Here is a 14,175-nt window from a genome sequence, read left to right as displayed (position 1 = left end):
TCGTGAGCCAGGGACGGGCCCCATGATCGTTGTGACACGGCTGAATGACAGCCAATTTGCGATCAACCCCGACCTGATCGAACGCATTCACGCCAGCCCCGACACGACCCTCGTCATGGTCGACGGGGCGAAGTTCATCGTCATCGAGACCCTCGACGAGATCATCGAGAAGATCGCCCGATTCCGGGCCCATGTGATCTCGCTCGCCTCCCTCACCGACGACCGCGACTACCGGTCCGGCGCCCGGTCGCTCGAGGTTCCGACGGGACCGCACGCGATCGAAGACGAGCTCGAACCGGGCAGCGGGCAGCGCCCGCGGAGGCTCTGATGGATCCGGCAACCCTGATCGGGATCGCCCTCGCCTTCGGCTCCATGGTCGCCATGATCACGATCGAGGGATCCTCGATCGCCTCCATCCTGTTGCCTGCTCCGATGATCCTCGTCTTCGGTGCCACGATCGCGGTCGGCATCGCCGGCGGAACCATCAGTGACGCCCTCAACGCATTCAAAGCGCTTCCCAGCGCGTTCAAGGGCAAGACCACCCCACCCCAGGACGTGATCGACCAGATCGTCGTGCTCGCCGAGAAGGCCCGCAGCGCGGGTCTCCTCGCGCTCGAGCAGGAGGCCGACGCCATCGACGACCCGTTCCTGCGCACGGCGCTGCAGAACATCGCGGACGGCACCGACGGAGACGAACTGCGGATCCTGCTCGAGGACGAGCTTTCGACCGCGACGAAGCTCAGCCGGAACGCCTCGAAGTTCTTCGTGACCCTCGGCGGCTACGCCCCGACTGTCGGCATCATCGGCACCGTCATCTCCCTCACCCACGTCCTCGAGAACCTCGACACTCCCTCGACCCTCGGGCCGATGATCGCCGCCGCATTCGTCGCGACGTTGTGGGGGCTCGTCTCGGCGAACTTCATCTGGCTTCCGATCGGGAACCGCCTCAAGCGGCTCTCCGACCTCGAGGTCGAACGGATGACCCTCCTGATGGAAGGCGCTCTCGCCGTCCAGGCCGGCAGCCAGCCGCGGCTCCTCGGCGAACGCCTCCGGGCCATGGTGCCGAACGCGCCGGCCAAGAAGGCCGCAAAGGCCGCCAAGGCGGACAAGGCGGACAAGCCGCTGTCTGAGGCAGCATGAGTGCCGGCGGCGGGCACGGCGGAGGACGCGGGCGAGGTCGAGGTCGCGGCCTCGAGGAGGAGCACGTCGAGCACGTCGACGAGCGCTGGATGGCGTCGTACATGGACATGGTCACCGTGCTGATGTGCATGTTCATCGTGCTGTTCGCGATGTCCTCCGTTGATTCGCAAAAGTTCTTTCAGCTCAAGAATTCCCTCGCGACAGGCTTCGGGGCCGTCGACGTCGGCAAGATCGACACGGCCACCGGGGTCGTCGTGTCGGCCGCGAACGCCAACGCCAGCGACCCGGCCGCGAAGGACCTCGGGACGGCGGGCGCAACCTCGACGTCGGCCGCGACAGCCTCGGCGACACCATCGCCAACAGCGACCCCGGCACCGACTCCCGCCCTCACCGACCTCCAGATCGCGACCCAGGAAATCGCCGACCTCTCCTCGGTGCAGGCGGCACTGAAGGCAGCCGTCACCGCGCAGGGCATCGACTCGATCGTGCAGTTCACGATCGACGCCCGAGGGCTGACCATCGGGCTCGTCGGAACGGATGCCTTCTTCGCTCCCAACCTCGCCACCCTGAGCCCGAAGGCGACGGCCGTCGTCGACGCCATGTCGCCGATCCTCGCCGGCGACAAACGTGAGGTCACCGTCGAAGGCCACGCCGACCGGCACGGCGTCACCGTGAATTATGCGACCGACTGGGAACTCTCCTCGGCCAGGGCGACGAGCGTCCTGCGCAGGTTCGTCGAGGTCGGCGGTGTCGCGGGGGAGCGGATCTCCGCGATCGGCTACGGTTCGACCCGTTCGGTCACGACTGCGGACACCCTCGACGCGATGGCCCAGAATCGCCGCGTCGACGTTGTCCTGCTTTCGAGCGAACCGGATGCCGTCCGCGCGCTGATCCCCTCGATCCTCGCCGGGCAGGCGGGCGCCCCTAAGCAGCGGACACCGTCAGGCATCCCGCGGTCGCCCCGCGGGCAGCCCGCCCGGGATTTCGAACGAATTCCCTGCGGACTGCTTACCGGTCGGATTCACCGGCCGATAGTTGCAGTCGTGACGGTCCAGGAACACAAGAGCATTGGCGTGCCCGCAGCGCCCGAGCGCACGGTCGAGGTGTACGACTTCCGACGTCCGACGACCCTCGCGCGCGAGCACTCGCGTGTCCTCGAGCTCGCCTTCGAGACCTTCGCGCGCCAGTGGGGCACCCAGCTGACCGCGAAGGTTCGCGTGATGTCCCAGGTCACCTGCGAGCACGTCCTGATGCGCAGCTACGACGAATACGCGAGCTCGCTGCCGTCGTCGACCGCGATGGTGCTCTGCCCGGTAGGCAGCCTCGCGGCCAAGGCCGTCATCCAGTTCCCGACCGCGGCGGCCCTGTCCTGGGTGAGCCACATGCTCGGTGGCAGCGAGGTCCCTCCACTTCCCGAGCGCACCTTCACCCAGATCGAACTCGCCCTCGTGCGTCGCCTGATGGAGGACGCCCTCGAGGACCTGCGCTACTCCCTCGGGACGCTCCTCGTCCTGCCGATCTCGTTCGGCGGCATCCAGTACAACTCGCAGTTCGCCCAGGCCGCGGCGACGAGCGATCTCGTCATCGTCGCGACGTTCTCGATGCGGGTCGGCGAGACGACTTCGACCGCCACCCTCGCGTTGCCCGCCGAGACCCTGCTTCCCCAACTCGGGGAGTCGATCCCGGTCATCACCGCCGAGGAACAACAGGAGAAGCTGAACGCCCAGCTCGCCTGGGTGCCCGTCGACCTGTCCCTGCAGCTCAGCCCGATCCGGGTGCTTCCGAGCGTCATCCTCGGCCTCGCCGTCGGTGACCTGCTGCCTGTCCCGCACTCCAGGCACCGCCCGCTCGACCTCGTCGTCGACGGGCACACCCTGGCCAGGGCCGCCGTCGGATCCAACGGCTCCCGCCTGGCCTGCATCGTCACCGACACCGAGGAACTGTCCCCATGAGCCCTGCCACGACCGCCATCCGCAATCTCGTCGAGGCCCTGCTCACGGTCCTGCCAACGCCCACCCGCCTGGAGGCGACCCCGTGCGCCGGCGAATCCCTCGCCGGCCGGCTCGGCGCCGGCGTCGTCGCCTCCTTCGTCGGCGTCACGAGCGCCGACCTCGCGATCGTCCTCACCGACCCGCACTCCCTCGACGCAGCAGCCGGCAATGGCGCCTTCTCGAGCCTCGACGTGCTCCGCCCCGCCCTCGACAGCGCCGCAACGGTCCTCGGCATCGGCGTACTCGGCGCCTCCCGCCTCGAAGACGTCACGTCCCTGTTCGCGGATGCCGACACGAGCGTCTTCGAGCTCGCGAGCGAGGGCGTCGTGAGCGCCTGGTTTGCGATCCGCCTCCGCGAGAACGGCGCCATCTCCGGGATCCCGCGCACCGGAAACCGGTCCGTCGTCGGAAAGCTCGGCCGGATCAACAGCGTCGAAATGGCCCTGACCGTCGAGATCGGCCGTACCCGGATGTCCGTGCGCGACGTGCTCGCCCTCGAACCCGGCGCCGTGATCGAGCTCGACCGCTCCGCGGGAGCCCCTGCAGACATCCTGCTGAATGGCCGCCTGATCGCCCACGGCGAGATCGTCGTCGTCGACCAGGACTACGCCGTGCGGATCACCCAGATCCTACGATGTCGCCGAGAGCCTGAGTTAGGTGGACACCCTCCTCGTCGCCCTCCGCGTCGCGCTGTCCCTCGCCGTCGTCGTCGGCCTCCTCTGGGTCCTGCAGCGCCGCATGCAGAAGGGCACCCGCCGTGGCCCCAAGGCCAGCCTCGTGTCGGTCGTGGGCCGGCAGGGCCTCGGCCAGAAGGCATCCGTCGTCGTCGTCGACGTGGAAGGCCGCAGGTTTGTGCTCGGAGTCACGGAACAGTCGGTCACCGTGCTGCACGACGCGCTGAGCCCGGCGGAGAGCTTCGCCACCACGCTGCACGCGGCGGACACGGACACGGACACGGACACGGACACGGACACGGACACGGACACGAGACGCTCCGCGGGGATCGCCGCGACGACCGCAACGGGCGCGTACAAGGCGGCCGCGAGCGTTGCGGCCGATGACGAGACGCTCCCTGCGCCGCTCACCTTCCGTCCCCGCCACGACCGGGGCACCCGCGCGGCGGAGTCAGCCCTGCGCGCCGAGTCCGGACCGGGCTCGAGCTCCCGGCCGAACCGCCTGGCCGGATCGATCCTCTCGCCGGCGACGTGGCAGCAGACTGCCGCGGCACTCCGGCAGGGACGGTGAACACCCGCGCCCTGCGCCCCGGCCTGCCCGGGCTCCGTGCCCCGCGCTCCGATGCACTCCGCCGCGCTGACCGGGTGCGCTTCACCAGGCTCCTCGTGATGGCGGCGCTCGTGCTCGTCATCGTCCTCGCCGTCGTGCTGCTCACCACGAGCGCAGGCCACGCCGCGACGATCGCCCCGGTCGCCCCCGTCGACCCGGTGGCGCCGAGTACCCCGACGCCCGCGGCAGGCACCGGCCTGAGCGTCGACATCAACGGCCCGGACGGTTCACCGTCCTCGGCGATCGTGACCCTGATCGGCATCACCCTGCTTTCGGTCGCCCCGGCGCTCCTGCTCATGATGACGAGCTTCACCAAGATCTTCGTGGTGCTCGCGATGACCAGGAACGCCCTCGCGCTCCCGTCGATCCCGCCGAACCAGGTGCTCGCGGGCCTCGCCCTGTTCCTGTCGCTGTTCATCATGGCGCCCGTGCTCACCGACATCAACAACCACGCACTGCAGCCCTACCTGAACGGCACGCTCTCCTTCGACGACGCGGTCACGATCGGCTCTGCTCCACTGCGCACCTTCATGCTCGCGCACACCCGCGAGGAAGACCTCGCCCTGATGACCAGGGCCGCGGACCAGGCCAACCCGGTCAGCCGCGACGCGGTGTCCCTGCTCACCCTGATCCCGGCGTTCATGATCTCCGAGCTGCGCGCAGCCTTCATCATCGGCTTCGTCATCTTCATCCCGTTCCTCGTCATCGACATCGTCGTCTCCGCCGCCCTGATGGCGATGGGCATGATGATGCTGTCGCCGCTGATGATCTCGCTCCCGTTCAAGATCCTGCTGTTCGTGCTCGTCGACGGCTGGGGACTGATAATCACGACCCTCATCACCAGTTACCGGGGTGGCTGATGGACACCAACGCCATCCTCGACATCGGCATGCAGGCGATCATCGTCGCGGGCAAACTCTCCGCGCCGATCCTGATCACCGCCCTCGTCGTCGGTTTCGCCATCTCCCTGTTGCAGTCGATCACGCAGATCCAGGAGGTGACGCTCTCCTTCGTGCCCAAGGCGATCGCCGTCTGCCTCGCCCTGCTCATCTGCGGGCACTGGATGATCTCCGAGATCGTCTCCTTCACGACCGCGCTCTTCGACAAGATCCCGACACTCATCGGCGGCGGCTGATGAACATCACCCTCGACTTCACCTGGATCGAGGCCGTCATGCTCGCCGGGGTGCGCCTCATCGCCTTCCTCGTGATCGCCCCGCCGTTCTCCTACAACGCGTTCCCGCTCCGGATCAAGGGCATGCTCTCCCTCGGGCTCGCCCTCGCCGTTTCGCCCGTCGTCACCCCCGGCTACGTGTCCCCGGACACCGGCGGCTTCATCCTCGCGCTCCTGCTCGAAATCGTCGTCGGCGGCATGCTCGGCTTCCTCGTGCTGATCGTGTTCTCCGCCGTGCAGTCGGCCGGCAACCTGATCGACCAATTCGGCGGATTCCAGCTCGCCCAGGGCTTCGACCCGCAGGCGATGGTCAACGGCGCCATGTTCACCCGGCTCTACCAGATGACCGCCATCGCGCTCCTTTTCGCGTCCGGCGGCTACCAGCTCATCATCGGCGGCCTGACCCGGAGCTTCACGGCCATCCCGATCGGCGGGGGCATGGACTTCGCCGCCCCGGTCCAGGCCGCAACGAACGCCGTCGGCCAGCTGCTGCTCTCCGCCGTGCAGATCGCAGGACCGCTCATCGTCGTGCTCTTCCTCGCGGATGCCGGCCTCGGCCTGCTCACCCGGGTCGCGCCCGCGCTCAACGCCTTCGCCCTCGGCTTCCCGCTCAAGATCCTGATCACCCTCACCCTCGGCGCGAGCGCCTTCGTCGCGCTTCCGCGCATCGTGTCCGCCCTCACCGACACCGCCGTCACGACCATGCTCGGGGTGAAGTAGATGTCGGACTCCGGCGAAAAGACCGAGCAGGCCACCGATAAGCGGATGAAGGAGGTCCGCGCCAAGGGCCAGCTCTCCAAGTCGCAGGACCTCACCGCGTGGATCGGCATCGGCTCCGCCGCCGCCCTCGCCCCCGTCACGATCAGCCTCGGGTCCCAGGCCGGCGCCAGCCAGCTCGACGGACTGCACGCGATCGTCGCGAATCCGAGCCCCGAACTCGCCGAGCAGCTGATGGGCGACGCGTTCTCCTCGCTCGCCGGCACCCTGACCCCGATGCTCGCGACCGTGTTCGCCGTCGTGCTCATCGGTGCCGCAGCCCAGGGCGGCGTGCACCTCAAGAAACTCGAGGGCAAGTACGACCAGTTCAATCTCGTCACCGGGCTCGGCCGCACCTTCGGCGGCCAGGCTGTCTGGCAGGGTGTCAAGGCACTGTTGAAGACCGCGGCGGTCGGCGTCGTGCTGACCCTGGTGATCCAGGGGCTCGCCCCGATCCTGATGACCGCGGGCGGACTCCCGGTCGCCGCACTGATCGACGCGGCAGGGGAGGCGCAGCATCGCTCGTGCAGGCGGCCGTCGTCTCCGGCCTCGTGCTCGCCGCCGCCGACGTCTTCGTGGTGATGCGCCGCAACCGGAAACGCACCCGGATGACCAAAAAAGAGGTCACCGACGAGAACAAGAGCTCGGAAGGCGATCCTCGGATCAAGTCGCAACGCCGCTCCCGGCAGCTCGCCATGAGCCGGAACCGGATGATCGCGTCCGTCTCGACCGCCGACGTCGTGCTCGTCAACCCGACCCACTTCGCCGTCGCCCTCCGCTACGAGCCGGGCAAGTCGGCACCGAGGGTCGTCGCGACGGGGGCAGGGGTCATCGCGCTCCGCATCCGCGAGCAGGCGGCGACCGACGGGGTGCCGATCGTGCGCGACATCCCGCTCGCCCGTGCCCTGCACAGCGCCTGCAAGCTCGGCGACGAGATCCCGGTCGAGCTCTACAACGCCGTCGCCCGGGTGCTCGCGTTCGTGCTCGCGCTCAAGACCCGCGGCTCGGCGCGCGGCTCCGGGTACACGACCGGCTACGGCGAGGACGCAGGCGTGCACACTCTCACCCCGGCCGCCCACGCTGCGACGCCCGTGTTCTCCCGGGCGTCCGCTCCCGGTTCATCCTCACGCTCCGCCTCCCACTCCGCCGCTCACTCCACCGGAGGTTCCCGATGAAGACCACCCTCGCCAGGCTCGCCGTCCCGATCGGCGTCGTCGGCATCATCCTGCTCCTCGTCGTCCCGGTCCCCGCCGTGCTCCTCGACATGCTCATCATCGTCAACATCCTGCTCGGCCTCGTGGTGCTGCTCACGACCATGTTCGTCAAGAAGCCGCTCGACTTCTCAGTCTTCCCGTCCCTCCTCCTCGTTGCGACGCTGTTCCGGCTCGGCCTCAACGTCGCATCCACCCGCCTGGTGCTCGGCGACGGCTACGCGGGCCAGGTGATCGCCTCGTTCGGACAGGTCGCCGTCGGCGGGTCGATCATCATCGGCGCCGTCATCTTCCTGATCCTCGTCGTGATCCAGTTCGTCGTCGTCACCAAGGGCGCCGAGCGGGTCGCAGAGGTCGGCGCCCGCTTTACCCTCGACGCGATGCCCGGCAAGCAGATGGCTATCGACGCAGACCTCAACGCAGGCCTGATCGATCAGCCCCAGGCCAGGGAACGCCGGGCGGAAGTCTCAGCGGAGGCCGACTTCTACGGCGCGATGGACGGCGCGTCGAAGTTCGTCAAGGGTGACGCGATCGCCGGGATCATCATCATCATCATCAACCTCGTCGGCGGCATCGGCATCGGGATGATCCAGCGCGGCATGTCGATCACCGACGCGATGAGCACGTACTCGCTCCTGACCATCGGCGACGGGCTCGTCACCCAGATCCCGGCCCTGCTGATGGCCGTGTCCACCGGCATGATCGTGACCAGGTCCAACGCCGAGTCCGACATCGGGGCGACCGCGTCCGCGCAGCTCACCCAGTCCCGCAACGCGCTCATGATCGCCGGCGGCGCGGCCCTGCTGATGGCGCTCATCCCCGGGATGCCGATCCTCCCGTTCGTCGTCGCCGGGGCGAGCCTGCTGCTCGTCTCCCAGCGGATCAAGGCGAGCGAAGCCCGCGAGCAGGCCAGGCAGGCGGCCGCCGTCGTGGCCGAACGGGCGCCGGTGCGCTCGGATACCCCTGAGGACCTGATCGAGTCGATGCGGGTGCACGCCCTCGAGATCCTGCTCGCCTCGGACCTCGTCGACCTCGTCTCGGGAGCCCAGGACGACCTTCTCGCCCGGGTGCGCGCCCTGCGCCGCAAGATCGCGATCGACCTCGGCGTCGTCGTTCCGCCGGTCCGCACCCGCGACAGCGTCGAACTGCCCTCTGCGACCTACGTCATCCGCATCGCCGGCGTCGAGGCCGGCCGCGGGCTCGCACCGTCCGGCAAAGTGCTCGCCCTCGGCGACAACCTCGAGGGCCTGCCGGGCACCGCGACCGTCGAGCCCGTCTTCGGCCTCGCCGGCAAGTGGGTGCCGAGCGAGATGCGCCACAGCGCGGAGATGGCCGGAGCGACCGTGATCGACCGGGTGTCCGTGCTCGTGACCCACCTCTCCTCGATCGTCACCGGGAACGCGGCGCGTCTCCTCACCCGGGAGGACGTGCGGGTGCTGACCGACGGCGTCAAGCAGGTCAACCCGGCCGCCGTCGACGACCTGATCCCCGGCATGCTGTCGCTCGCCGAGGTGCAGCGGGTGCTCCAGGGCCTCCTGATGGAGCAGATCCCGATCAACGACCTCTCCCGGATCTACGAGGCGCTCTCGCTCCGGGCGAAGGCATCGACAGACCCGGAGGGCCTGATCGAAGCCGCGAGGCAGGGCCTCGGGCCGGCTCTCGCCGCCCAGTACCTCGACGAGGGCCTGCTCCGCGTGATCATGATCGAGCCAGGCCTCGAGCAGTCCCTGCTCGAGGGCATGCGCGCCTCGGAGCAGGGCACCCAGATCATGCTCGAACCCGCGCGGATCGACGCGATCCTGGGCTCGCTCAAGGCCTCGCTCGCCACCGTGGAGGCGAGCGGGCTGACCGCCGTGCTCGTCTGCGCCCCTGCCCTCCGCCCGGCGATCCACCGGCTCGTCTCCGCGCAGACCGGCGGGCTCCCGGTGCTGTCCTACCTCGAGGTCACCTCCGCGAACGTCGCCATCGAGACCGTGGGGGTGGTCCGTGGAACCGAAACGATTTCAGCTTGACGGTCCGACGCTTCCGGAACTGAAGGCACGCATCCTCGCCGAACACGGTGCGGATGCCCGCATCGTCTCGGCCGAACGGGTCACGGTCGGCGGCATCCGCGGCTTCTTCGCCCGGCGCCACTACGAGGTCACGGTCGAGGTGCCCGAGCGGCGCCGCCGGGCCGCGCACGCCCAGCCGGTGCGGATGGTGCCGCTCGAGCGCGACGATCAGGGCGGCGGTGACGGTGACGGAATCGGTGACGCCCACCCCGGACGCGCCGCGCGGCTCGGGATCCTCGCCCTGCTCGAGGACGCCGACGGGGCCGACGATGCGGGAACCCTCGCGAGGCCGCGAACCTCGGTCCAGACCCCGCTGCTCTCGACCGGGTCCGCCGGCTTCGCCCAGCTGATGGACGAACTCACCTTCACGGTGGCCGAGCCCGTTCCTGAGCGGGTGTCCGGGGCGCTTCCCCTGCGCGAGCCGGAGCCGTCCGGTTCCGTGACCGGTGCCGTGACCGGTGCCGGCGCACCGCGTGACGCGGGGACACGCCAACGGCCGGCGACCCTGTCGGCCCTGGCCGGGCATCCGTTGCCAGGACGGGCGGGCACGGCGGCCGTGCCGCGACCCTTCACCCATCCCGGAGACCTCGTCGTGCTCGTCGGCGCGCCCGCGGAGACCCTGCGTGTCGCCGGGATGATGGCCGCCATGGACGGGGCCGCCGAGGTGCTCGTGGCCGGCTCCGTGGTGTCGGAGGGGGCCCGTCGCGTCGACGACCGGCGCTCTGCCCTCGCGGCGCGCGCCGGGGGAGTCGCCCGCGGGCGCACGTGTTTCCTCGCCTTCGGCATCGGCGAGACCCCGGGGGACCGCGAGTACCTCGGCGGTGACCTGCTCATGGTCGGCGCGGACCAGACCTGGGTTGTGGTGGATGCCGGCCGGAAGCCCTCTGACACGGCCGAGTGGGTCGGGCTGGTCGCGGCGATCATTCCGATCGACGCGGTCGCCGTGGTCGGGTCGACGACGACATCCTCCCCGGAAACCGTCGACGACCTCGGGATTCCGGTCGGCTGGGTCGACGGCGCCCCGGCAGCATCCGCGACGCTCGGACCGCCAGCAGCCCGCCTCCCTGACACGCCCGATGCCCGCGCTAGGCTGGCATGATGCTGGTTCTCACGCGCAAGCCGGGGAGAAAATCCTCATCGGCGATGACATCGTCATCACCGTCCTCGATGTGCGCGGCGACAGCATCCGCATCGGTGTCGACGCCCCGCGCGGTCTCAAGATCCAGCGCGACGAGGTGCTCCGAGCGGTCATCGAGGCGAACCTGTCCGCGAGCCGGAGCGGGAGCCTCTCCGACGAGGACGCCGAGGCCGCGGAGGCACACCTCAAGGCGGCCCTCGGCCTGTTGCGCCCGCCGATCGCGGCACCTGCAGCCGGAAACCCTGCAGCCGGTAACCCCGCAGCCGGGGAGCCCGCGTCCGCCACGCACCCACCGGTCCCGCACCCGCCGATTCCGGCGGCGTAGGCGGCGCCATCCGCCCCGGAGTCACGGAAAAAGCACCTTCGTCGAGTCGACGAAGGTGCTCCTTCCGCAACTGGGCGGACGTGCCGAACGGGGGTTCCGGAACTATCCGGCAGTCGGGTCCAGGGTGGTGCGGTCCAGGCGGGCGACGCCGATCTTCGAGTCGGCCATGCCGTAGAAGACGTAGGTCCGGCCCTCGATCTCCTCGATCGCGGTCGGGAAGACCACGTTCGGCACGATGCCGCTGAGCTCGTCGGGCGTCTCGGCCTTCAGGAGCGGTTCGGTCGTGCGCTGCAGGATGATCGTCGGGTCGTCCGCGTCGAGGATCATGGCCCCCGCCGCGTAGTTCACCTTCTGCTGCTGCGAGAACGCGCCGTCGATCACGCCCGTGACGCCGTGGTGCAGGAGCAGCCAGCCCTCCGGCACCCGCAGCGGGGCGGGTCCGCCGCCGATCTTGAGTTCTTCGAACGCGAACTCCGGCCCGGCGAGGAATCGGTGGCCGCTCCAGAACGCGAGCTTCGTCACGTCGGCGAGCACATCCGCGACCGGCACGTAGCTGATCCAGATGCTCTGCCTGGTGTCGGTGACCCCGGCGGGCACCCGGATGCCTTCACCCGGCTTGACCTCGCCGAGGTCCCACATCGGCCGGTGCAGCACCGCGAAGGACTCCACGCCGTTCGGACCAGTGACGGGCTCCGGGAAGAAGACGGTGTCCTTGTTGTGGAACAGGTTCAGGTCCATGTCCAGTGCTTCGTCGAAGGCGAAGAGCACCGGGCCGAGCCTGCGCCAGCTGCGGAGGTCGGCGGAGACCGCGAGGGCCGTGCGCGGGCCGAGCGGGCCGTATGCGACATAGGTCATCACGTGCAGGCCGAGCCGCGGGACGAAGGTGACGCGCGGGTCTTCGACGCCGGCGTTGTGGGCGCCGCGTTCCCAGCCCTGGTCGGGCTCGAGGACGACGCCCTCGCGCTCGACGCCCGTCGGCACGCCGTCGGTGATGATCACGCGGGCGAGTCCGACCCTGGAGACGTTCCCGGTCGCGACGAGGCGGGGAAGCAGGTACAGGGTGCCGTCTGGCGTGTGCCCGGAGCCGGGGTTGAGCACGCCCTCCGCCTCGAGGTCGTTGCCCGGTTCCGGCGTCATGACGACGCCCATCCGGGTGAGGCGGTAGGGGAATGCCGCGCCGGGCATCCGTTTCGGGGCGGAGGCGTGCGGCACGTTCGCCGGGGAGGGGGCGGACGAAGGGACGGGGGATGCTGCAGTGGATTCGCGCATGACTAGCCTTTCACGCCTGAACCGATGTCGGTCGAGACGAAGTGTCGTTGGAAGAGGATGAAGAGGATGACGGCGGGTCCGGCCAGCACGCAGGCGCCGGCGAGGACCGCTCCGAAGGGGTTCGCCGCGGAGGCCGCGACGGTGCTGATGTAGTTGGCGAGGGCGACAGCGAGCGGCTGCATCGAGGCCTGCTTGGTGACCAGGAACGGCCAGAGGAATTCGTTCCACGGGCCGATGAAGGTCAGCAGCACGACGGTGAGCAGGGCGGGGCGCACCAGCGGGAGGGCGATCCGCCAGAGCAGCACGACCTCGCCGGCACCGTCGATCCTGGCCGCGTCGAAGAGCTCGCGGGGGACCTGCAGGAAGTACTGCCGGAAGATGATCACGGCCGTCGAGTTGATCGCGAACGGCAGGATCATGCCGAGGTAGTTGTCGGCAAGGCCGTAGTCCCTCGCGATCATCACGTAGAGCGGGATCATCAGCAGCTGGAACGGAACGACCTGCACGAGCAGAACGAGCGCGAAGGTGATTCCGCGGCCGCGCCACTGCAGCTGGGCGAGCGCGTAGCCGACGAGGACCCCGAAGACGAGGGTGCCGACGATCACACCGCCGGTGAAGATGCCGGAGTTGAGCAGGGTCTGCATCAGGTTGACGCGGCTGTTGATGTCCGCGTAGTTCTCGAGGGTGAGGTTGGCCGGGTTCGGGAATGCTCCCGCGATGGAGGTGTCCGGCGACTTCTGGAGTGAGCCGACGATCATGTAGTAGAACGGGAACAGGAACGCCACGGCTCCGATGGTGAGCACGACGCCGCGGAGGATGTTCTGTCCGCGGCTCATGCCGCTGGTCGTGCGCCTTCCCGGTGCGCGCGTGCTGATTGTGCCCGTACCCGTGTCTGATGTGCGCTTGCTCATGATTCGTCACCTCCGGCGATCTTGCGCTGGATGAAGGCGATGATGAGCACGCCGATCACCAGGATGATTCCGATCGCGGACGCGGTGTCCGGGTTGCCCTGCTCGATACCCTTCTGGTACATCAGCAGCACGGGAGAGGTCGATGCCCCGTTCGGGCCGCCGCCGCCGGTGAGGAGGTACGGCTCGGTGAAGAGGTTCGCTCCCGTCACTGTGGAGAGCAGCAGCACGAGCACCGTCGCCGGGCGCACGCCGGGGATCGTGACGGAGAAGAACTTGCGGATCGCACCGGCGCCGTCTGTCGAAGCGGCCTCGTAGAGCTCCGTCGACACGCTCTGCAGCGCGGCGAGGTACAGCAGAATGTAGAAGCCGAGCTGCTTCCAGGTCACGAACAGGGCGATCGTGGGCATCGCCCAGGTCGGGCTGATCAGCCAGGACGGGTCGGGGGCGAGCGGGCCGAGGATCTGGTTGACGAGGCCGCCGCCGCTGAAGAGGAAGAGCCAGACGCCGACGACCGCGACGCTCGCGGTGACGTAGGGCACGTAGTACGCGACCCGCAGGAAGGTGCGGCCGCGCACGGCCTTGTTGAGTGCCGTCGCGAGCACGAGCGAGAGCACGACGGTCAGCGGCACGTTGATCAGCAGGAAGATGCCGACGTTCCCGAAGGAGCGGATCACGGCCGGGTCGGAGAGCACCTCCTGGAAGTTGTCGAGGCCCACGAACGGCCGGTCGACCTGGGCGCCGGGGGCGGCGAAGAAGTAGTCGTGGAAGGCCATGTACACCGCGAAGACGAGCGGGTACGCGAAGACGGCGATCACGAAGACGAGGTAGGGGGCGCTGAGCAGGAGCCCGATCGGGTTCCGGCCCAGCCACGGGCGGCGCCGGGTGGCCCGCCCGCCGGGAGCCCGGATGGGGCTCCCGGCGGACGA

General features: G+C 69.2%; 13 protein-coding genes and 2 pseudogenes. 12 read left to right on the top strand and 3 right to left on the bottom strand.

Annotation, left to right across the window (positions count from 1 at the left end):
- The first annotated feature begins 22 nt into the window (after nucleotides 1-22).
- The 12 genes and pseudogenes from RGU41_RS08195 (at nucleotide 23) to RGU41_RS08135 (ending at nucleotide 11,069) form a co-directional block, all read left to right on the top strand.
- On the top strand, nucleotides 23-328 hold the full coding sequence (locus tag RGU41_RS08195; RefSeq protein ID WP_134448961.1) for a flagellar FlbD family protein: 306 nt from the start codon (nucleotides 23-25) through the stop codon (nucleotides 326-328).
- Nucleotides 328-1,140: a motility protein A gene (locus RGU41_RS08190; RefSeq protein ID WP_322135973.1), complete on the top strand. Its 813-nt coding sequence runs from the start codon at nucleotides 328-330 to the stop codon at nucleotides 1,138-1,140. The genes RGU41_RS08195 and RGU41_RS08190 overlap by 1 nt, the downstream gene beginning before the upstream one ends.
- Nucleotides 1,137-3,092 (top strand): OmpA family protein, encoded by a 1,956-nt coding sequence (locus tag RGU41_RS08185; RefSeq protein WP_322135972.1) that lies wholly within the window; start codon nucleotides 1,137-1,139, stop codon nucleotides 3,090-3,092. The genes RGU41_RS08190 and RGU41_RS08185 overlap by 4 nt, the downstream gene beginning before the upstream one ends.
- Nucleotides 3,089-3,703: pseudogene (locus RGU41_RS08180) on the top strand (FliM/FliN family flagellar motor switch protein); the annotation flags it as partial. The gene RGU41_RS08185 and the pseudogene RGU41_RS08180, both read left to right, overlap by 4 nt.
- Nucleotides 3,704-3,788: 85 nt before the next feature.
- A complete protein-coding gene (fliO, locus tag RGU41_RS08175; protein ID WP_322135971.1) occupies nucleotides 3,789-4,376 on the top strand; it encodes a flagellar biosynthetic protein FliO in 588 nt (195 codons plus the stop codon).
- Between the two features lie 98 nt (nucleotides 4,377-4,474).
- Entirely contained in the window at nucleotides 4,475-5,275 is an 801-nt protein-coding gene (gene fliP, locus RGU41_RS08170; RefSeq protein ID WP_322137320.1) for a flagellar type III secretion system pore protein FliP, read from the top strand.
- The gene (fliQ, locus tag RGU41_RS08165; protein ID WP_134448966.1) at nucleotides 5,275-5,550 is read left to right on the top strand and encodes a flagellar biosynthesis protein FliQ; all 276 of its coding nucleotides are present in this window, start codon (nucleotides 5,275-5,277) and stop codon (nucleotides 5,548-5,550) included. The genes fliP and fliQ overlap by 1 nt, the downstream gene beginning before the upstream one ends.
- Entirely contained in the window at nucleotides 5,550-6,308 is a 759-nt protein-coding gene (locus RGU41_RS08160; RefSeq protein WP_322135970.1) for a flagellar biosynthetic protein FliR, read from the top strand. Before fliQ ends, RGU41_RS08160 begins: the two co-directional genes overlap by 1 nt.
- Nucleotides 6,309-7,519: pseudogene (locus tag RGU41_RS20800) on the top strand (flagellar biosynthesis protein FlhB).
- The gene (locus RGU41_RS08145; RefSeq protein WP_322135967.1) at nucleotides 7,516-9,567 is read left to right on the top strand and encodes a flagellar biosynthesis protein FlhA; all 2,052 of its coding nucleotides are present in this window, start codon (nucleotides 7,516-7,518) and stop codon (nucleotides 9,565-9,567) included. The pseudogene RGU41_RS20800 and the gene RGU41_RS08145 overlap by 4 nt, the downstream one beginning before the upstream one ends.
- Nucleotides 9,542-10,705, top strand: a complete 1,164-nt coding sequence (locus RGU41_RS08140) for a hypothetical protein (RefSeq protein WP_322135966.1) — start codon at nucleotides 9,542-9,544, stop codon at nucleotides 10,703-10,705. Before RGU41_RS08145 ends, RGU41_RS08140 begins: the two co-directional genes overlap by 26 nt.
- Nucleotides 10,683-11,069, top strand: a complete 387-nt coding sequence (locus RGU41_RS08135) for a carbon storage regulator (protein ID WP_322135965.1) — start codon at nucleotides 10,683-10,685, stop codon at nucleotides 11,067-11,069. Before RGU41_RS08140 ends, RGU41_RS08135 begins: the two co-directional genes overlap by 23 nt.
- A 102-nt stretch (nucleotides 11,070-11,171) precedes the next feature.
- Here the strand turns inward: RGU41_RS08135 and RGU41_RS08130 are convergent, their stop codons facing one another.
- From RGU41_RS08130 to RGU41_RS08120, 3 genes are all read right to left on the bottom strand, one after another.
- Complete coding sequence (locus RGU41_RS08130; protein ID WP_322137319.1) at nucleotides 11,172-12,254, bottom strand: glycosidase; 1,083 nt, start codon at nucleotides 12,252-12,254, stop codon at nucleotides 11,172-11,174.
- An 86-nt stretch (nucleotides 12,255-12,340) separates the two neighbouring features.
- The gene (locus tag RGU41_RS08125; RefSeq protein WP_134449008.1) at nucleotides 12,341-13,174 is read right to left on the bottom strand and encodes a carbohydrate ABC transporter permease; all 834 of its coding nucleotides are present in this window, start codon (nucleotides 13,172-13,174) and stop codon (nucleotides 12,341-12,343) included.
- Nucleotides 13,175-13,245: 71 nt separating this feature from the next.
- Nucleotides 13,246-14,157, bottom strand: a complete 912-nt coding sequence (locus RGU41_RS08120) for a carbohydrate ABC transporter permease (protein WP_241975471.1) — start codon at nucleotides 14,155-14,157, stop codon at nucleotides 13,246-13,248.
- Between the last annotated feature and the right edge of the window lie 18 nt (nucleotides 14,158-14,175).

The organism is Cryobacterium sp. 10C3 (assembly GCF_034314285.1).
Classification (GTDB): Bacteria; Actinomycetota; Actinomycetes; order Actinomycetales; family Microbacteriaceae; genus Cryobacterium; species Cryobacterium glucosi.
The sequence above is the reverse complement of the archived record's forward strand: the minus strand, read 5'-3'. Positions and strand labels throughout refer to the sequence as shown.

Coding starts and splice junctions, on each gene's coding strand:
- RGU41_RS08195 (WP_134448961.1), top strand. CDS start 23: ATGATCGTTGTGACACGGCTGAATGACAGCCAATTTGCGATCAACCCC.
- RGU41_RS08135 (WP_322135965.1), top strand. CDS start 10,683: ATGCCCGCGCTAGGCTGGCATGATGCTGGTTCTCACGCGCAAGCCGGG.
- RGU41_RS08185 (WP_322135972.1), top strand. CDS start 1,137: ATGAGTGCCGGCGGCGGGCACGGCGGAGGACGCGGGCGAGGTCGAGGT.
- RGU41_RS08130 (WP_322137319.1), bottom strand. CDS start 12,254: ATGCCCGGCGCGGCATTCCCCTACCGCCTCACCCGGATGGGCGTCGTC.
- RGU41_RS08190 (WP_322135973.1), top strand. CDS start 328: ATGGATCCGGCAACCCTGATCGGGATCGCCCTCGCCTTCGGCTCCATG.
- RGU41_RS08160 (WP_322135970.1), top strand. CDS start 5,550: ATGAACATCACCCTCGACTTCACCTGGATCGAGGCCGTCATGCTCGCC.
- RGU41_RS08145 (WP_322135967.1), top strand. CDS start 7,516: ATGAAGACCACCCTCGCCAGGCTCGCCGTCCCGATCGGCGTCGTCGGC.
- RGU41_RS08125 (WP_134449008.1), bottom strand. CDS start 13,174: ATGAGCCGCGGACAGAACATCCTCCGCGGCGTCGTGCTCACCATCGGA.
- fliQ (WP_134448966.1), top strand. CDS start 5,275: ATGGACACCAACGCCATCCTCGACATCGGCATGCAGGCGATCATCGTC.
- fliP (WP_322137320.1), top strand. CDS start 4,475: ATGGCGGCGCTCGTGCTCGTCATCGTCCTCGCCGTCGTGCTGCTCACC.